The sequence below is a fragment of the Nocardia sienata NBRC 100364 genome (genome assembly GCF_001613205.1).
Lineage (GTDB): Bacteria > Actinomycetota > Actinomycetes > Mycobacteriales > Mycobacteriaceae > Nocardia > Nocardia sienata.
Genome location: NZ_BDBX01000084.1, coordinates 1 through 14,987 on the forward strand (window position 1 = coordinate 1; position 14,987 = coordinate 14,987).

At 66.9% G+C, this 14,987-nt stretch carries 12 protein-coding genes; all 12 read left to right on the top strand.

What is annotated here, in order from left to right:
• Positions 1-418: 418 nt before the first annotated feature.
• The 12 genes from NS4_RS30125 to NS4_RS30180 all read left to right on the top strand — a co-directional run bounded on the left by NS4_RS30125 (position 419) and on the right by NS4_RS30180 (position 14,872).
• Positions 419-1,738: a Rieske 2Fe-2S domain-containing protein gene (locus tag NS4_RS30125; protein WP_084487852.1), complete on the top strand. Its 1,320-nt coding sequence runs from the start codon at positions 419-421 to the stop codon at positions 1,736-1,738.
• Between the two features lie 106 nt (positions 1,739-1,844).
• Entirely contained in the window at positions 1,845-2,810 is a 966-nt protein-coding gene (locus NS4_RS30130) for a PDR/VanB family oxidoreductase (RefSeq protein ID WP_063062874.1), read from the top strand.
• A 29-nt stretch (positions 2,811-2,839) separates the two neighbouring features.
• A complete protein-coding gene (locus NS4_RS30135; RefSeq protein WP_063062875.1) occupies positions 2,840-3,844 on the top strand; it encodes a DODA-type extradiol aromatic ring-opening family dioxygenase in 1,005 nt (334 codons plus the stop codon).
• Positions 3,845-4,084: 240 nt separating this feature from the next.
• On the top strand, positions 4,085-5,419 hold the full coding sequence (locus NS4_RS30140; protein WP_063062876.1) for a phytoene desaturase family protein: 1,335 nt from the start codon (positions 4,085-4,087) through the stop codon (positions 5,417-5,419).
• 49 nt (positions 5,420-5,468) lie between these two features.
• Entirely contained in the window at positions 5,469-6,869 is a 1,401-nt protein-coding gene (locus NS4_RS30145; protein ID WP_169811830.1) for a protoporphyrinogen/coproporphyrinogen oxidase, read from the top strand.
• A 243-nt stretch (positions 6,870-7,112) separates the two neighbouring features.
• Complete coding sequence (locus NS4_RS30150) at positions 7,113-8,549, top strand: aldehyde dehydrogenase family protein (protein ID WP_063062884.1); 1,437 nt, start codon at positions 7,113-7,115, stop codon at positions 8,547-8,549.
• Positions 8,550-8,617: 68 nt separating this feature from the next.
• Positions 8,618-9,937 carry an aromatic ring-hydroxylating oxygenase subunit alpha gene (locus tag NS4_RS30155; protein ID WP_169811831.1) on the top strand — a complete coding sequence of 440 codons (1,320 nt, stop codon included), beginning with the start codon at positions 8,618-8,620 and terminating at the stop codon, positions 9,935-9,937.
• Positions 9,934-10,473: an aromatic-ring-hydroxylating dioxygenase subunit beta gene (locus tag NS4_RS30160; protein ID WP_063062879.1), complete on the top strand. Its 540-nt coding sequence runs from the start codon at positions 9,934-9,936 to the stop codon at positions 10,471-10,473. Before NS4_RS30155 ends, NS4_RS30160 begins: the two co-directional genes overlap by 4 nt.
• A 112-nt stretch (positions 10,474-10,585) precedes the next feature.
• Entirely contained in the window at positions 10,586-11,197 is a 612-nt protein-coding gene (locus NS4_RS30165) for an RraA family protein (protein ID WP_063062880.1), read from the top strand.
• Positions 11,198-11,299: 102 nt separating this feature from the next.
• The gene (locus tag NS4_RS30170; protein WP_063062881.1) at positions 11,300-12,511 is read left to right on the top strand and encodes a Gfo/Idh/MocA family protein; all 1,212 of its coding nucleotides are present in this window, start codon (positions 11,300-11,302) and stop codon (positions 12,509-12,511) included.
• The gene (locus NS4_RS30175; protein ID WP_169811832.1) at positions 12,501-13,880 is read left to right on the top strand and encodes a Rieske 2Fe-2S domain-containing protein; all 1,380 of its coding nucleotides are present in this window, start codon (positions 12,501-12,503) and stop codon (positions 13,878-13,880) included. Before NS4_RS30170 ends, NS4_RS30175 begins: the two co-directional genes overlap by 11 nt.
• Positions 13,877-14,872 (top strand): isocitrate lyase/PEP mutase family protein, encoded by a 996-nt coding sequence (locus NS4_RS30180; RefSeq protein WP_063062883.1) that lies wholly within the window; start codon positions 13,877-13,879, stop codon positions 14,870-14,872. The genes NS4_RS30175 and NS4_RS30180 overlap by 4 nt, the downstream gene beginning before the upstream one ends.
• Positions 14,873-14,987 lie beyond the last annotated feature (115 nt).

Consider the following 14,987-nt stretch of genomic DNA (forward strand, 5'->3'; position numbering starts at 1 on the left):
CAGGCTGGCCGAGATCCGCGAGGCACTCGGCAGTCTGAGCCCGCGGCCCGGGGAATCCGGGATCGGCTGAGAGCTCGCCCCGCCGCGCCACCGTGATCGTGGAATCGCCGATCCGGAGCGCTGCCGGCTGATCGACATCGCATGATCGAGGCTCCGCCCCTGGCCGCTGGTGCCGGGCGGGGCCTCGGTTCGTGACGGCCCGATGCTGGGTCGAGCGCCCGTCGGGAGCGGAAGCGCCAAAACCTGGACACCTTGATAGTATTACTATAATATCCTTCTCGGGGTTGCGGTCGAGCCTCCGGTCCTACTGTCAGCCCCGGCGGTGGTAGCTCCGGACCCTGCCCTCTGTGTGCCGGCGGTTCAGCCTCGGCGAGCCCGCACCGTCCAGCTTCGATCAGAGCCGAACAGAAGGATAGCGATGTCGCCTACGAATACCGACGTTCCGTCCATGTCCAGCGTCCATCCCGGTGATCGGTGGAACATCCTGACCCGCACGGGCCCGGGAGAACCCGCGGGCGAGCTGCTCCGTCGCTACTGGCAGCCGATCGGCATCGCGAGCGAGTTCCCCGCCGGCGCACCGCCCGCGCACATCCGCGTCCTGAGCGAGAATCTCGTCCTGTTCCGCGACGAAGCAGGCGAGTTGGGGCTGCTTGCCCTGCTCTGTCCCCATCGCAACGCCGATCTCAGCTACGGGCGCATCGAGAACGGCGGTCTGCGCTGCCCCTATCACGGATGGTTGTTCGATCGAAGCGGCGCCTGCCTTGAGCAGCCGAATGTCCCGGCCGCGCAGCGATCGGCTGTCAACTGGCGGCAGCCCTCCTTCCCGGTACAGGAGCGGGGTGGGCTCGTCTGGGCATATCTCGGCTCCGGCGAACCTCCGGTGCTGCCCGACTATCCGTTCCTCGATGCTCCGGCCGAACACGTCTTCATCAACCGCTGGCTCTCCGAGTGCAACTACCTGCAGGCCAACGAGGGCAACATCGACCCCAGCCACACGTCGTTCGTGCATCGCATGGAACACCCGGCGGCCGACGCCACCATGACCGGCTTCGAGGCCGACTCGGCGCCGCGGCTCTCGGTGGTCGAGACGAGCTACGGGTTCCGGCTGCTCGCCGAGCGCGACTACGTCGACGGCAAGACCTTCCTGCGCTGCTCGAACTTCATCCTCCCCAACGGCGCGTCGGCCAACGGCTTCGAGGCCATGTACGGGCTGGGTGGGGCGACCATGCTCTGGCACGTGCCCATCGACGACCACACCCACTATCGCTACGAGATCACCTATCACGCGCACAGCGAGCTCGATTCGGCGATCCTCGCGCAGTCGATCGAGGCCGAGCTGGACGAGAACGGCAAGCGGCGCAGGCTGCTCGAGAACCGGTTCCTGCAGGATCGGTCGGAGATGATCGACAAGACCTTCGCCGGGGTGGGCACTGCGTTCCCGATCCACGATCTGCTGGTCACGGAGTCGATGGGCTCGATCAGTGATCGAAGGACCGAGCATCTGACACCGTCCGACCTCGGGGTCATGCGCGCGCGGCGCATGCTGCTCCAGGCGGTCGAGGACGTGCAGGCGGGCAAGGAACCCAAGGGGATCTGGCGTGAGGACGGCCTCGGGTCGTTCACCGACTTCGTCACCTTCTCCGACTGGATCGAGAAGAACGCCGATCCGGCCGAGCACGCCGAGCAGATGACCAGGCGCAATATCTACGCCCGCACCGAGCCGGACAACGCCGGCTGACCCCCGCCGCAACAGCGGCGGGGAAGGAACACCGATGTGCAACGACGCGAAGGGGCTGTCCCGATCAGCTCGAGTCGTCGAAAGACCGACGAGGTGATTGCAGAACATGAACAGAGCGCAGAAGCAGATCGACGTGATCGTCGACGAAGCCGTGATCGAGGCCGACGGCGTCGTGTCGGTGCGGCTGATCTCGGCCGATGGTGGCGACCTCCCGCCGTTCGATCCCGGATCGCACGTGGATGTCTACATTCAGCCGGGACTGGTCCGGCAGTACTCGCTGTGCGGCGATCCCGATGATGTCCGCTCGTACCGGCTCGGGGTGCTGCTCGCTGACCTCAGCCGCGGCGGCTCCAAGGCCATGCACTCGCTCGATGCCGGCCATCGGATCACCATCGGGGTTCCGCGCAACAACTTCGAGCTCGTGGAGACGGCAGAACGCAGCATTCTGGTCGGTGGCGGCATCGGGATCACACCCCTGATGAGCATGGCCATCCGGTTGCACCGACTGCAGCGGTCGTTCGAGTTCCACTACTGTGCTCGGAGCTATCGCCGGGCGGCGTTCCTGCAGGAATTGATGCAGGAGCCGTTCGGCTATCGGATGTGGGGTCACTTCGACGATGGGTCGCCGTCGCAGCGGTTCGAGCCACAGCGCCTGCTCCCGGAGCCGGATCCGGGTACCCATCTCTATGTGTGCGGGCCGACCGGCTTCATGGACTTCGTCACCGGGCGTGCGAAGGAACTCGGGTGGAGCCAGGACCGGATCCATATCGAATCGTTCACCGCCGACGCAGTCGACGAATCCGGCGCCACCTTCACGGTGCATGCCGCCAGATCCGGGGTGACGGTCGAGGTTCCCGCGGGACGTTCGATCGCGGATGTGCTGTCCGAGAACGGCATCCGGGTTCCCACCTCCTGCGCGCAGGGCATCTGCGGAACCTGCATCACCTCGGTGATCGATGGAGTCCCCGATCATCGGGATTCCTATTTGACGGATGCCGAGAAGCAGAGCAACAGGGAGATCGCTGTGTGCTGCTCTCGCGCCGTGACCGACAAATTGACGCTGGATGTCTGAGGACAACCCCGGAGAAGTGGAGCAGTGCAATGGCAAAGATCGTGCTCGGAATCGGATCCTCCCACGGTCCCATGCTGTCGACCCCGCCCGATCAGTGGGGCCTGCGGGTGGACGCCGACAAGGAGAACCCGGAGCAGTGGTTCCGGGGAGACAGCTACACCTATGACGAGCTGGTCGACCTCAGGTCCGAATCGGAGTTCGGGGCGGAGGCGAACGTCGAGGTGTGGACGGAGAAGCATCGCGCGTGCCGCGCAGCCCTCGACACGTTGGCCGATGTATTCGCGGAGGCCGAGGTCGACGTGGTGGTGATCTTCGGTAACGACCAGATGGAGATCTTCACCGAGCCGCTCATCCCGGCGATCTCGGTGTGGCGGGGCAAGGAGATTCCCAACTACTTTCCCGACGAGAAGTACCTCAGCCGCCTCCCCGTCGGGATCGAGGTCTCGGTTCCCGGACATGTGTCGCCCGCGGGAGCCACCAATCCCGGGCAGCAGGAGCTGGCTGACGGGATCATCGCCCAGGCGATGAGCGACGACTTCGACGTGGCCGTCCTCCGCTCGCTGCCGCCGCACACGAACCACATCCCGCATGCCTTCGGCTTCATCTATCGCCAGATCATGCGCGATGCTCCGATCCCGTCGGTCCCGGTGCTCTTCAACACCTTCTACCCCCCGAACCAGCCCAGTGTGCAGCGCTGCTACTCGTTCGGTGCCTCCGTCGTGCGTGCGATCGAGAACTGGGACTCCGAGGCCAGGGTCGCGCTGATCAGCTCCGGTGGCCTCTCGCACTTCGTCATCGACGAGGAGGTGGATCGCGCGTTGTTCGACACGTTGGAGCAGCAGTCCATCGATCCGCTCGCCGCGCTCGGTGAGGACATCTACAACGCGGGGACCTCCGAGATCAAGAACTGGATTCCGGTCGCGGGCGCGATGGCCACGCTCGGGTACAAGCCCACGGTCGTGGACTACGTGCCGTGCTACCGGTCCGCTGCCGGGACCGGGATCGCCATGGGTTTCGTCTACTGGCGGCCGTGATCCGCGACGCCGGGCCGTGGCGCGGTGACCGGTCCGGGAGCAGGATCCGGATTTTCCGCGAAATCCCTGTCGCCCGGAGATTGATATGATAATAATACTGCAAGCCTCTCGGGTGGCTCGCTCCACTCTCTGACGGCCGGGATCGTCCGGGTCAGGTCTTCTCGCACGGAATCGCGAGTACTTCGGTCGCAGATCGCCCATCGACAGGCGCCGCGATCATCGACAACGAGGAGTTCACAGGTGAACAACACGGACGGCGCGTACGACGCCCTTGTCATCGGCGCAGGCGTCGGGGGGCTCTGCGCGGCCTCGCGGCTCGTGCATCGGGGGTATCGGGTCCTGGTGGTCGAGAGCCTGGCGCAGGTCGGAGGCCGGGCGTCCACCAGAGACTTCGACGGTTTCAAGATCAACAACGGTGCGATCGTGGTCGAGGCGGGCGGGGTCACCGAGGAGACGTTCCTGGAATCCGGCGTCGAACTCGATCTGCGGTTCCCGGCTGTGCCGATGCTCATGCGCATCGGAAACCGGGACATCGACCTCACCGGTGGTCGCGTGAATGCCGCGATGGCAGCTCTCGCGCCCCGCGTCATGGGGCTGATCAAGCGTATCGGTGGCGAACGGCGGCGAAAGGCGAAGGCCGCCCAGTCGATGGCGGAGTGGCTCGGCAGGTTCACCACGAACGAGACGGTGCACGGTGTGGTCGGGAACCTGTGCGCTTCGATCTTCTCCGTCAGTGCCGACGAGCTCCCGGCCGGCGTGTTCCTGACCTACTTCACCCGCCCGAACACGCTCGCCGCCAAGGTCGGCTTCTGTCCGCAGGGCACGATCGGCGTGTGGCGCGCGCTGGCGGACTCGATCGTCGCCCGTGGCGGGGACGTGTGGCTGTCGGCATCGGTCACCTCGCTGCGCATCGATGACGGCGTCGTGACGGGCGCGGTGATCGAGAAGGACGGCGAGACCGTGGCGGTCGAGGCGCGAGTCGTGGTGAGCAATATCGGACCGCGCGGCACCATGAACCTCGTCGGCGAAGAGAATGTCTCGCCCAACTACCGGGCGAGCGTCCGGCGCGGCGACCGCCCGACATCGATGATCAGCATCAACTTCGCGAGCGAAGAAGACCTGGTCCCGGCCCCCGGCCTGCTGAGTTTCGCCAGGACCCGGCGGCTGTGCTACGTCGCGAACTTCACCGCGACCTGCCCCGAGATGGCGCCGCCCGGCTGGAACCTCTACGTGGGCGCGGCGACGCCGCGGCCGTCCCTCGGGGTCTTCGACGAGACGGCGGAGATCGAGCTCCTCCGTCAGGATCTTCGCGAACAGGTGCCGGGTTTCGATCGCGCGCGCATCCTGTCCATCGAGGTGAACCGCGGGGAGTGGCCGACGCAACGCGCCGTCGCCGGCTCGGATGTCCCCAGGACCACTCCGTTCCCGAACCTGTGGAACGTGGGCGACGGGGTGAAGGAGTACGCCACCGGCGGCACCGGTGCGTGCGCGGAGACGGCGAAGCTGGCCGTCGAGGACATCGAGAGCCGCTATCCCGCCGAAAAACGTTATCGCGCAGCTGTTTCCGCTGAGTAGAAACCCAGTTCCCGGAGAAGCGCTCGATGCTCAAAGAATGGAGAAACGCATGACCAGGAAACAACCGCCCGCCACCGGCACGCAGCACAACGAGTCGCCGCTGCGCGATCGGCACGGCGTGGTCGTCATCGGAGCGGGCCCCGCGGGGCTGGCCGCCGCCTACCGCCTGGAGCAGGCCGGCGTCGACGTCATCGTGCTGGATCCCGCCGACGTCGTCGGCGGGAAGATGAAGTCCCGCACGGTCAACGGCTTCCACATCGACCTCGGTCCGACCGTGGTGCCGCCCACCCACACGCACATGATCCCGATCATCAAAGAGCTCGGAATGCTCGACACTCCGGGCGGCGCGGAGGTCGGCGGCTCGATCTTCGGGATCGCGCAGGGCAACGGCACGATCGTCAACCTCGACACGTCGAACATCGCGCTGGCGATGGCGAAGACCAAGCTCGTCGGGTTGCGCGGCAAGCTGGCCCTCGGCCGGATCGGATTCGACGTCCTGCGGGCGCGTAAGCAGGTCAAGAGCCCCGATCTGTCCAACGCCGCCGGACTCGACACCGAGAGCGCCGAGCAGTATGCCAGGCACCTCGATCCCGCGCTGTACGACAATCTGATCGACGTCCTGCTGCACAGCCAGGTCGGCGCACCGGGCAGCACGCTCTCGAAGGTCGATCTGCTGCGGTTGATCTACATCGAGGTCGGGTCTCCCGGGCCGACGCGGGCCTTCACCAACGGCGTGGCGTCCTACGCCCAGACCATCGCCAAGCACTTCGCGGTCTCGCTGGAGACCACCGTCGAGGAAGTGGTCGAATCGGCCAAGGGCGTCACCGTCACCGCGAACGTGCGCGGTGAGCGCAAGGTGATCGAGGCGGATTCGGTCATCGTCACCGCGGACGCGCACTCGACCGCCAAGTTCCTGCCGCAGTTGTCCGCCTTCGGCAAGTCGTTCCTCGAGGGAATCACCTACACCTCGATGACCAATGTGCACGTGGGGCTGTCCGCGCCGACCAAGGAGAAGGCCTACATGGCGCTGATCCCGGCCTCCGTGGAGCCCCGGGTGCTCGCCGTCGTCTTCGAGCGGAACCGATCCGACAAGTGCGTGCCCGCGGGCAAGGAGATGATCTCGATCTACTCCTCGGACGAGATCGCCAAGGAGTACTGGGACGCCGATGACGAGGTGGTGACCAAGACGCTGCTCGAGGCCACCGAGAACATCGTCCCCGGCTTCCGGGAGAACATCGAGTTCACCTTCGTCAACCGCTGGCCCCGTGTCGTGTCCGCCAGCACCCCGGGGCGATACCGGGACCTGAAGAAGTTCAAGAACAGTGTCGCGCACTGGAAGCGGATCCAGTTCGCCAGCGACTACCTCGGGAACACCAACATGGACTCGGCGACGCATCTGGGTGAGCTCGCGGCCCAGCGGATCGTGAACTCCGACCTGCTGTCGAAGTAGGACCCTCGCTGCTCCGGTTCCGGGCAGGTCGCAGGCGCCGTGCATGCGGCAGCTGTGACCTGCCCTCGCGGCCTTCGGGGGCGGGCAGCCGGATGGCGAATGCCGGAAACTCGGCAAAAGCCCTGGACAGAAAACCGATATTATAATAAGGTCGACAGCGCTGCGGGAATCGTGACGCCGGTCACCGAAAGCCTCCGCCAAGTGGTGGCCGATTCCGAAGGAACTCAGAAGGAGCTGTGCTTGATGAGCACGCAGGAGCCGAAGCCATTGATGCTGATCGGCGGCGAACTGGTCGCGGGCGATCGCGAGCTCGCGGTGATCAATCCCGCGACCGGAGAGCCGTTCACGACGGTCGCGTGCGCGTCCGCGGAGCAGGTCTCGGCCGCCGTGCAGGCCGCTGAGCAGGCTTTCACCACCTGGTCCCGGACGACGATCGAGCACCGCAGGGAGGTGCTGATCCGGATCGCCGAGACCGTCGAGGCGAACGCCACCGAGCTGGCCCGGCTCACCACGAGCGAGCAGGGCAAGCCCTTCCCGATCGCGATCGGCGAAGCGATGTTCCTCGCCCAGTTCATCCGATACTTCGCTGCCCTCCCGCTCGAACCCGAGGTCGTCGAGGACAGCGCGGAGCGTCATGCGATCGCCTACCGCCGGCCGCTCGGTGTCGTCGCCGCGATCATTCCGTGGAACATGCCGGTGTCGATGCTCGGCACGAAGCTCCCGGCCGCACTGCTCGCGGGCAACACCGTCGTCGTCAAGCCGGCCGGGACCACGCCGACGGCCACGCTGCGCTTCGGCGAGCTGATCGCCGACTTGGTGCCCCCGGGTGTGGTGAATGTCGTCGCCGACGACAACGACCTCGGTGATGTCCTGACCGGACATCCCGGCGTCCGAAAGGTGTCGTTCACCGGCTCGACCCCGACCGGTAAGCACATCCTCGGCAACTCCGCCGCCTCGCTGAAGCGAGTCACGCTCGAACTCGGCGGCAACGACGCGGGCATCGTGCTCGACGACGCCGATCCGAAGGCTGTCGCTCCGGGGATCTTCATGGGCTCCTTCTTCAACAGCGGGCAGATCTGTGTTGCGTTGAAACGGCTCTACGTGCACGAATCCATCCACGACGAGCTGGTCGCCGAACTCATCGCCCTCGCCGAGAACATGGTCGTCGGTGACGGGTTCGCGGAGGGGACGATGCTCGGACCGGTACAGAACGCGCGGCAGTTCGATCGAGTGCGGGAATTGCTCGAGGATTCCCGTCGCGCGGGGCGGATCGTGACCGGTGGCGAGACGAGCGGCCCGGGGTACTTCCTGCGCCCCACCATCGTCTGTGACGTCACCGATGGCGACCGCATCGTGGACGAAGAACAATTCGGCCCCATCCTGCCCGTCGTCAAGTACAGCGATGTCGACGACGCGATCCGGCGGAGCAATGCCTCGCCCTTCGGTCTCGGTGGCTCGGTGTGGTCATCGGATCCGGAGCGGGCAGCCGAGGTCGCGAGCAGGCTCGAATGCGGCACCGTGTGGATCAACAAGCACGGTGAGCTCGCGGCCAACGTCCCCTTCGGTGGCGCCAAGGCTTCGGGCATCGGCACCGAGCTGGGGGCGCGCGCGCTCGACGAGATGACCCAGCTGCAGGTCGTGAGCGCGGTCCCGAAGCCCGCGGCCGCGCCGGTCGGCTGATACCAGGCAACCCACCAATGAAGCTGGACCGCAGGCACGCCTCGCGTGCGGCGGTGGAAGGAGTACCCATGACGAACGACGGGGAAAACGTGCGACTCGATCCCCGATGGATCGATGACCAGAAGGGGCTGGTGAGCCGAGAGATCTTCGGCAGTCCCGCCGTGCACGAACTCGAGAAGGACAGGATCTTCCGGAAGTCCTGGCTCTACCTGGGCCACGAGACCGAGATCCCGAACTCGGGGGACGTGGTCACCCGGACGATGGCGGGCGATCCCGTCATCGTGGTCCGCCGCGAGGACGGCACGATCGGTGCCTACCTCAACAGCTGCGCGCACCGCGGCGTGAAGGTCTGCCGGGTGGACAAGGGCAACACCCGCCGTTTCGTGTGTCCGTACCACGGCTGGAGCTACGGCACCGATGGCGCCTTGATCAGCACCAACTTCGACGCGCTGTACCCGGAGGGCACCGACTTCTCCACGATGGGGCTCATTCCCGTGACGCGCCTGGACAGCTACAAGGGAATGATCTTCGGCAACTGGAGCGAGGAGGGGGAGTCGCTGGACGAGTATCTGGGTGACTTCCGCTGGTACCTCGATCTGTTCTTCGCCCGGACGCCGGGCGGGGCTCAGGTGCTCGGCCCGCCGCAGCGGTTCGTCGTCAACGCTGACTGGAAGACCGCAGCGATCAACTTCGGAACCGACAACACCCATGTGATCACGACCCACATCGGTCCCATGACGCTCAGCCCGACCCCGTTCTCGCCACCCGAACTGATGGCGGCGCTCGGCGACGCCGTCCAGGTCAGCACCGGTAACGGACACAGCGTCTCCCTGGTCAGCCTGCCCGGCGAGCGGTACGCGCACTACCCGAAGGAGCTGCACGACCTCTACGACGCGGCGCTCGAACCCGAGCAGGCCGACGTACTGGCGTCGCTCGCGATCGGAGTCTCGACGGTATTCCCGAATCTGTCCTTCATCGAGAACACCCCGACCGAGGTCGAGCCGGGTGTCTACATGAAGGGGCTGCTGCTCCGGCAGTGGCACCCGATCGCTCCAGGGCAGATCGAGGTGCTCAGCTGGCAGTTCGCGGAGGTCGAGGCGAGTGCGGACTACAAGCGGGCGGTCCATGTCCGCGCCGTGAACGATTTCGGCGTCGGGGGGATCTTCGAGCAGGAGGACGTCGAGCTGTGGTCCTCGGTCGGATCGACCACGACGACACCGGCGGCGCGGGAACACCCGTTCGTGTTCAGCACCGCCGTCCCGTTCCTGGATCACCCGGTGCCCGGCCACGCCGGCCCGGGCAGTGCGTACCAGCCGTTCGTCGCGGAGATCACCCAGTTCAAATTCCTGCAGCACTGGAACAAGCTGATGACGGAGAGCGTGTCATGACCGAGACCACCGAACGAATCTCGCCGTCGGCACCGGTGGCGGTCACCCAGCAGCTCCACTTCGAGGTGAGCCAGTTCCTCTATCGGGAGTCGGCGCTGTTGGACGCCGATCGCTACGAGGACTGGCTGGCCCTGTTGACGCCCACCGTCCACTACCGGGTGAGCGCCCGCACCGTCCGCGCCTCCGACCAGCCGGCCGAGGGATACCCGATCGTCGACAACCACGCCGGTGAGCTGCGTATTCGCGTCCAGCAGATCTCGAATGCCAAGCTGACGTACTCGGAGAACCCGCATTCGATCACCCGTCGATTCATCTCGAACGTCATCGTGGAACGAGACGGGGATCCGTCCGAGCTGTCCGTCACGAGCAACACGCTGCTCTTCCGCAGTCACTCGGTGGACGGCAATCAGCACCTGTACTCGGCGATCCGGCGGGACCGGCTGCTCATCGATGGTGACAGTTTCAAGCTGGCCGCTCGCGACGTCACGCTCGACCTGTCCGTCATCCCGAGCATGAATGTCAGCGTGCTGTTCTGAGCAGCACGCTCCGCCGCGGCGGCCGTCGGGAGCCGCCGCGAGACCGGCCCCGCGGCGCAGGCGCGCGGGCAATTGGATTCCACCATGTCGATGATTCCCGCGAGGATGTGAAATGACGGCGATCGAGGAGAGTGTCGCGCGGATCGGTTCCGCCACGGCACACGAGGCCGCGGGAACGGTGGGGGCGCTGCCCTCGGTGATCAAACCGATCGCCGCGGCCATGTACGTTGCGGGACCGGCCTTTCCGGTGCGCTCCCCGGCAGGCGACAACCTGTGGTTGCACCGGGCGGTCTACGCCGCGAAGCCCGGTGAGGTTCTGGTCGTCGACGTCGGCGAAGGGTTCGAATACGGGTACTGGGGCGAGGTGCTCGCCCGTGCCGCGGTAGCGCGCGGGTTGGCGGGGCTCGTCATCCACGGCGGCGTCCGTGACTCGGCCGCCCTCGCCGAGCGCGGGTGGCCGGTCTTCGCCGAGCGGGTCTGTCTGCGGGGAACGGTGAAGGACCCGGCCGGCGACGGAGACCTCGGCGAACCGATCCGCATCGGCGGCGTCGACATCGAACTCGGCGATCTGATCATCGGTGACGCCGCCGGGGTGCTCCGCATACCGCGAGATCGAGCCGACGAGGTTCGCGCCAGGTCGATGGAGCGCGACCGGGCCGAATCGGCCGTTTTCGGCCGCCTCGAGCAGGGTGCTTCGACGCTGGACATCTACGGGCTCCGTTAGCGCGCACCGCCGCACCGGGGGGAGCGGCGGTGATCTGTACGTATCGAGGCTTGGCCGAAGCACGCACGCGGTGGCTACGCCGTTTCACACATAGGAGGCAGAATGACGGGGTCATCGACACCCAACCGCGGCGAGGAACCGCGGCCCGCGGAGCTTCGGGTCGGCGTGGTCGGGCTCGGCGTCGCGTTCAACTTCGTCGCGGCGCGGGTGTCGGGGTGGTCGCACGTGCGGTTCACCGCAGCCTGTGATCTCCGTCCGGCGGCCCTGAAGACCTTCCACGACGAGTTCGGCGGCGAGGTCTACGAGGATCTGGCCGCCATGTGCGCCGGCGATCAGGTGGACGTCGTCTACGTCGCGACACCGAACAAGTTCCACCGCGAGCAGGTGCTCACCGCCATCGCCCACGGGAAGCATGTCATCGTCGACAAACCGATGGCGCTCACGGCCGAGGACTGCGCGGTCATGAACGATGCCGCCGAGGCCGCGGGGGTGGTGCTGCTGTGCGGCCACACGCACAGTTACGGGCCCGCGGTGCGGGCGATGCGCCGCATCATCTCCAGCGGTGAGCTGGGGCGGGTGCGCATGATCAACACCTGGCACTTCAACGAGTGGATGTACCGGCCGCGGGCGAGCTGGGAACTCGATCCGCTCGGCGGCGGCAACCTCGTGTACAACCAGGGCGCGCACCAGATCGACATCGTCCGGGTACTCGGTGGCGGACGAGTTCGCAGCGTGCGTGCCACCACCGGGGTCTGGGACCAGGCACGCCCCGCCGCCGGCGCCTACTCCGCCTACCTCGATTTCGAGGACGGCACCGTCGCGACGCTGGTCTACAACTCGTACGCCCACTTCGACACCGCGGAGCTGACCGGATGGCGCGGCGAAGGACCGCGTGGCCCGGAGACTAACCTGAAGGCGCGCGAACGGCTCGCACAGCTCACCGGACCCGACAGCGAGAGCGGTGCGAAGGAAGGCTGGCGCTACGGGAGTGACACCCGGCCGCCGATCGGGGAGCCCGCGCTGGCGAACTTCGGCCTGACCATCGTGAGTTGCGAGCGCGGTGACATCAGGCAGTCGCCGGACGGGCTCGTCGTCTACGGCGACAATGAGATCCGAACGGTCCTGGTCGAGCCCGATCTCGATGCCAGCAGCGGCGCCTTCCAGAACATGTACGACGTCCTGTACGCGGGAGCGCCCGTGCTACGAAGCGGTCGCTGGGGCGAGGCGACCGTCGAGGTGCTCGAGGCGATCATGACCTCGTCCAGGGAGCGCCGCGAGGTCACCCTTTCCCGGCAGGTTGCCGGTGTCGAGTAACGCCGCGGCGCCGGGATCGGAGGCCCCGCCGGTGCGGTTCCCCGCCCTCACCGCGGAAGAGAACGAACTCCTCACCGACACGGACAAAGGAACGCCGGGCGGCGACTTCTTCCGCCGGTACTGGCAGCCGGTCGCGTTGGCGAGCGATATCGCGCCGGGTGGATCTCCGGTTCCGATGGTGGTCATGGGGGAGGAGCTGGTGCTCTTCTGCGACGCCGACGGCCGATACGGCCTCGTCGGCCGGTGGTGCCCGCATCGGGGCGTCGACCTGAGCTATTCCCGTGTCGAGAACGAGGGCATCCGGTGTCTCTACCACGGGTGGTTGATCGGCCGTGACGGGCGCTGCCTGGAACAACCGGGTGAAGCTCCGGAGGCGGAGTACAGCGCCGCGGTCGGCCACACCGGATACCCGTGCCGGGTGGTCGCCGGCTGCGTGTTCGCCTACCTCGGCGACGGAGAGCCCCCGGAGCTGCCGGGGTACGACATTTTCACCGCCGACCCCGGCCACGTGGTCGCGGCGCGGTTGCTGTACATGGGCAACTACGCCGCCGACCTCGATCACTCGCTCGACCCCGGGCACGTGTCCTTCCTGCATCTCCAGTTCCCGGAGTCCGAGCAGAGCGGTCGCTACGGACCGAGCGGCTCCCTGGGGATCACCGGCGCCGACACCTCGGCGAACACCCTCTACGGGCGTGATCCCGCGCCGACGATCGAGGTGCAGGACGTGGACTACGGCCTCCGGGTCGCCGCGATACGGCGGGCCGGGCCCGGCCGGTCGTTCGTGCGGGTCATGGAGTACCTCTATCCCAACATCTGTACCGCGCCGGTCTTCGAGGACGGCTACACGATGCAATTCATCGTCCCCCGGGACAACGAGTCGCACTGGCGGTTCGACATCAGCCTGGATCGGCGCAATGCCTTCGACCAGGAGCGCTGGACCTGCCTCTGGGAAGCGATGCAGGATCCGGACGGCCGCCTGCACCGGCGTGGCGACAACAGGTACCAGCAGGATCGCGACCAGATGCGCGACTGGTACGCCGGGATGGGCGCGTTCCCGCCGGACCACGACGGCTGTGTCCTGGAGCAGACCTGGCCGCGCGGGCAGCGGGTCGGCGAGCAGCTCGGCGCCCAGGACCGAGCCGTAGTCCGCGTCCGTGACCTCATGGTGAGCGCGATCAGGGCGGTCGCCGATGGGCGCTCGGCTCCCCCGGGGGCACAGGAACCGAGCCACGAGGTGGTGGCCTTCTCCGCGGTCGTCGACGACAGCGCGACCTGGACACAGCTCTACGACCAACGCGCGGCCGAACTCTCGGCAGCTGTCCGCGCGATCCCGGAGTCAACGACAACAGTAGGAGGTGAGCGGGCGTGAACGCGGATGTGAGCGAGGCGAACGCGAAACGACGGAAGTTCCGGCAGCTCTTGAACGGTGACGACATCGTCGTCATGCCGGGGGGTTTCAGTCCGCTGCTGGCCCGTACGGCGGAGCTGGCCGGTTTCGAGAGCTACTTTCTCGCAGGCTCCCAGCTCTCGGCGTTCCTGTACGGCTACCCGGACACCGGCATCGTAGGACTGCGCGATGTCGTCGACCACGCCCGGCATATCGCCGCGCGCACCACGATTCCGATCATGATCGACTTCGACACCGGGTTCGGCAACGCCGTCAATGTCTGGTACTCGGTCCAGGAGGCCGTCCGCAGCAACGTCGCGGCGCTCCAGATCGAGGATCAGGAGGCGCCGAAGAAGTCGGGAACCACGTCGGGACGGCGCTGCATTCCTCGTGTGGAGGCGGTCGGAAAGTACCGGGCCGCTGTCGCGGCACGCGACGAGATCGACCCGGACTTCGTGGTGGTCGGACGATGCGATGCCCTCGGCGCCGAGGGCGAGACCTTTCAGGACGCCCTGGATCGGTGCGTCGCCTACGCCGAGGAGGGCGGCGTCGACATGGTGTGGCTCAATTCGGTCCAGAACCGGAGCGACCTGGAGCGCGCCTGCGCCCGCATCCCGGTTCCGGTCGCCACCATCTGGGGAGGTGCGAGCCCCGCCCCGACACCGGAGGAACTGCAGTCCCTCGGTGTCCGGGTTGCCCTGTACCCCACGATCGCCGCCACGGTCGGGATGGACTCCGCGTGGTTTCTCCTGCACGATTTCCGGCACCGCGGCCAGCCCGCACTCGACGAATGGGTCGCGCGGATGGCCGATTCGCCGTACGGGACCGCGAGTTTCATGCAGCTGACCAACACCGAGCGAGTTCGCGAGCTGGAGCAGCGGTTCGTCCCGGCGGAGCGCCAGCGCGACTATCAATCCACCTGGGGACATGCCCAGACCTTGGGAGGCAAGCAGCCGACGAACGCGGAAGGCTGAACCGTGGAGGCGGTCAGCGGTGATCACCGGTGGCGGCCGCCGACGTGGCGGCCGCCGGCCCGGCAACAATCATCGAATCGGCCGGCCGATCGCGTCGCGGATCTCGGCCAGCCGA

Coding starts and splice junctions, on each gene's coding strand:
- NS4_RS30125 (WP_084487852.1), top strand. CDS start 419: ATGTCGCCTACGAATACCGACGTTCCGTCCATGTCCAGCGTCCATCCC.
- NS4_RS30130 (WP_063062874.1), top strand. CDS start 1,845: ATGAACAGAGCGCAGAAGCAGATCGACGTGATCGTCGACGAAGCCGTG.
- NS4_RS30135 (WP_063062875.1), top strand. CDS start 2,840: ATGGCAAAGATCGTGCTCGGAATCGGATCCTCCCACGGTCCCATGCTG.
- NS4_RS30145 (WP_169811830.1), top strand. CDS start 5,469: ATGACCAGGAAACAACCGCCCGCCACCGGCACGCAGCACAACGAGTCG.
- NS4_RS30150 (WP_063062884.1), top strand. CDS start 7,113: ATGAGCACGCAGGAGCCGAAGCCATTGATGCTGATCGGCGGCGAACTG.
- NS4_RS30155 (WP_169811831.1), top strand. CDS start 8,618: ATGACGAACGACGGGGAAAACGTGCGACTCGATCCCCGATGGATCGAT.
- NS4_RS30160 (WP_063062879.1), top strand. CDS start 9,934: ATGACCGAGACCACCGAACGAATCTCGCCGTCGGCACCGGTGGCGGTC.
- NS4_RS30165 (WP_063062880.1), top strand. CDS start 10,586: ATGACGGCGATCGAGGAGAGTGTCGCGCGGATCGGTTCCGCCACGGCA.
- NS4_RS30170 (WP_063062881.1), top strand. CDS start 11,300: ATGACGGGGTCATCGACACCCAACCGCGGCGAGGAACCGCGGCCCGCG.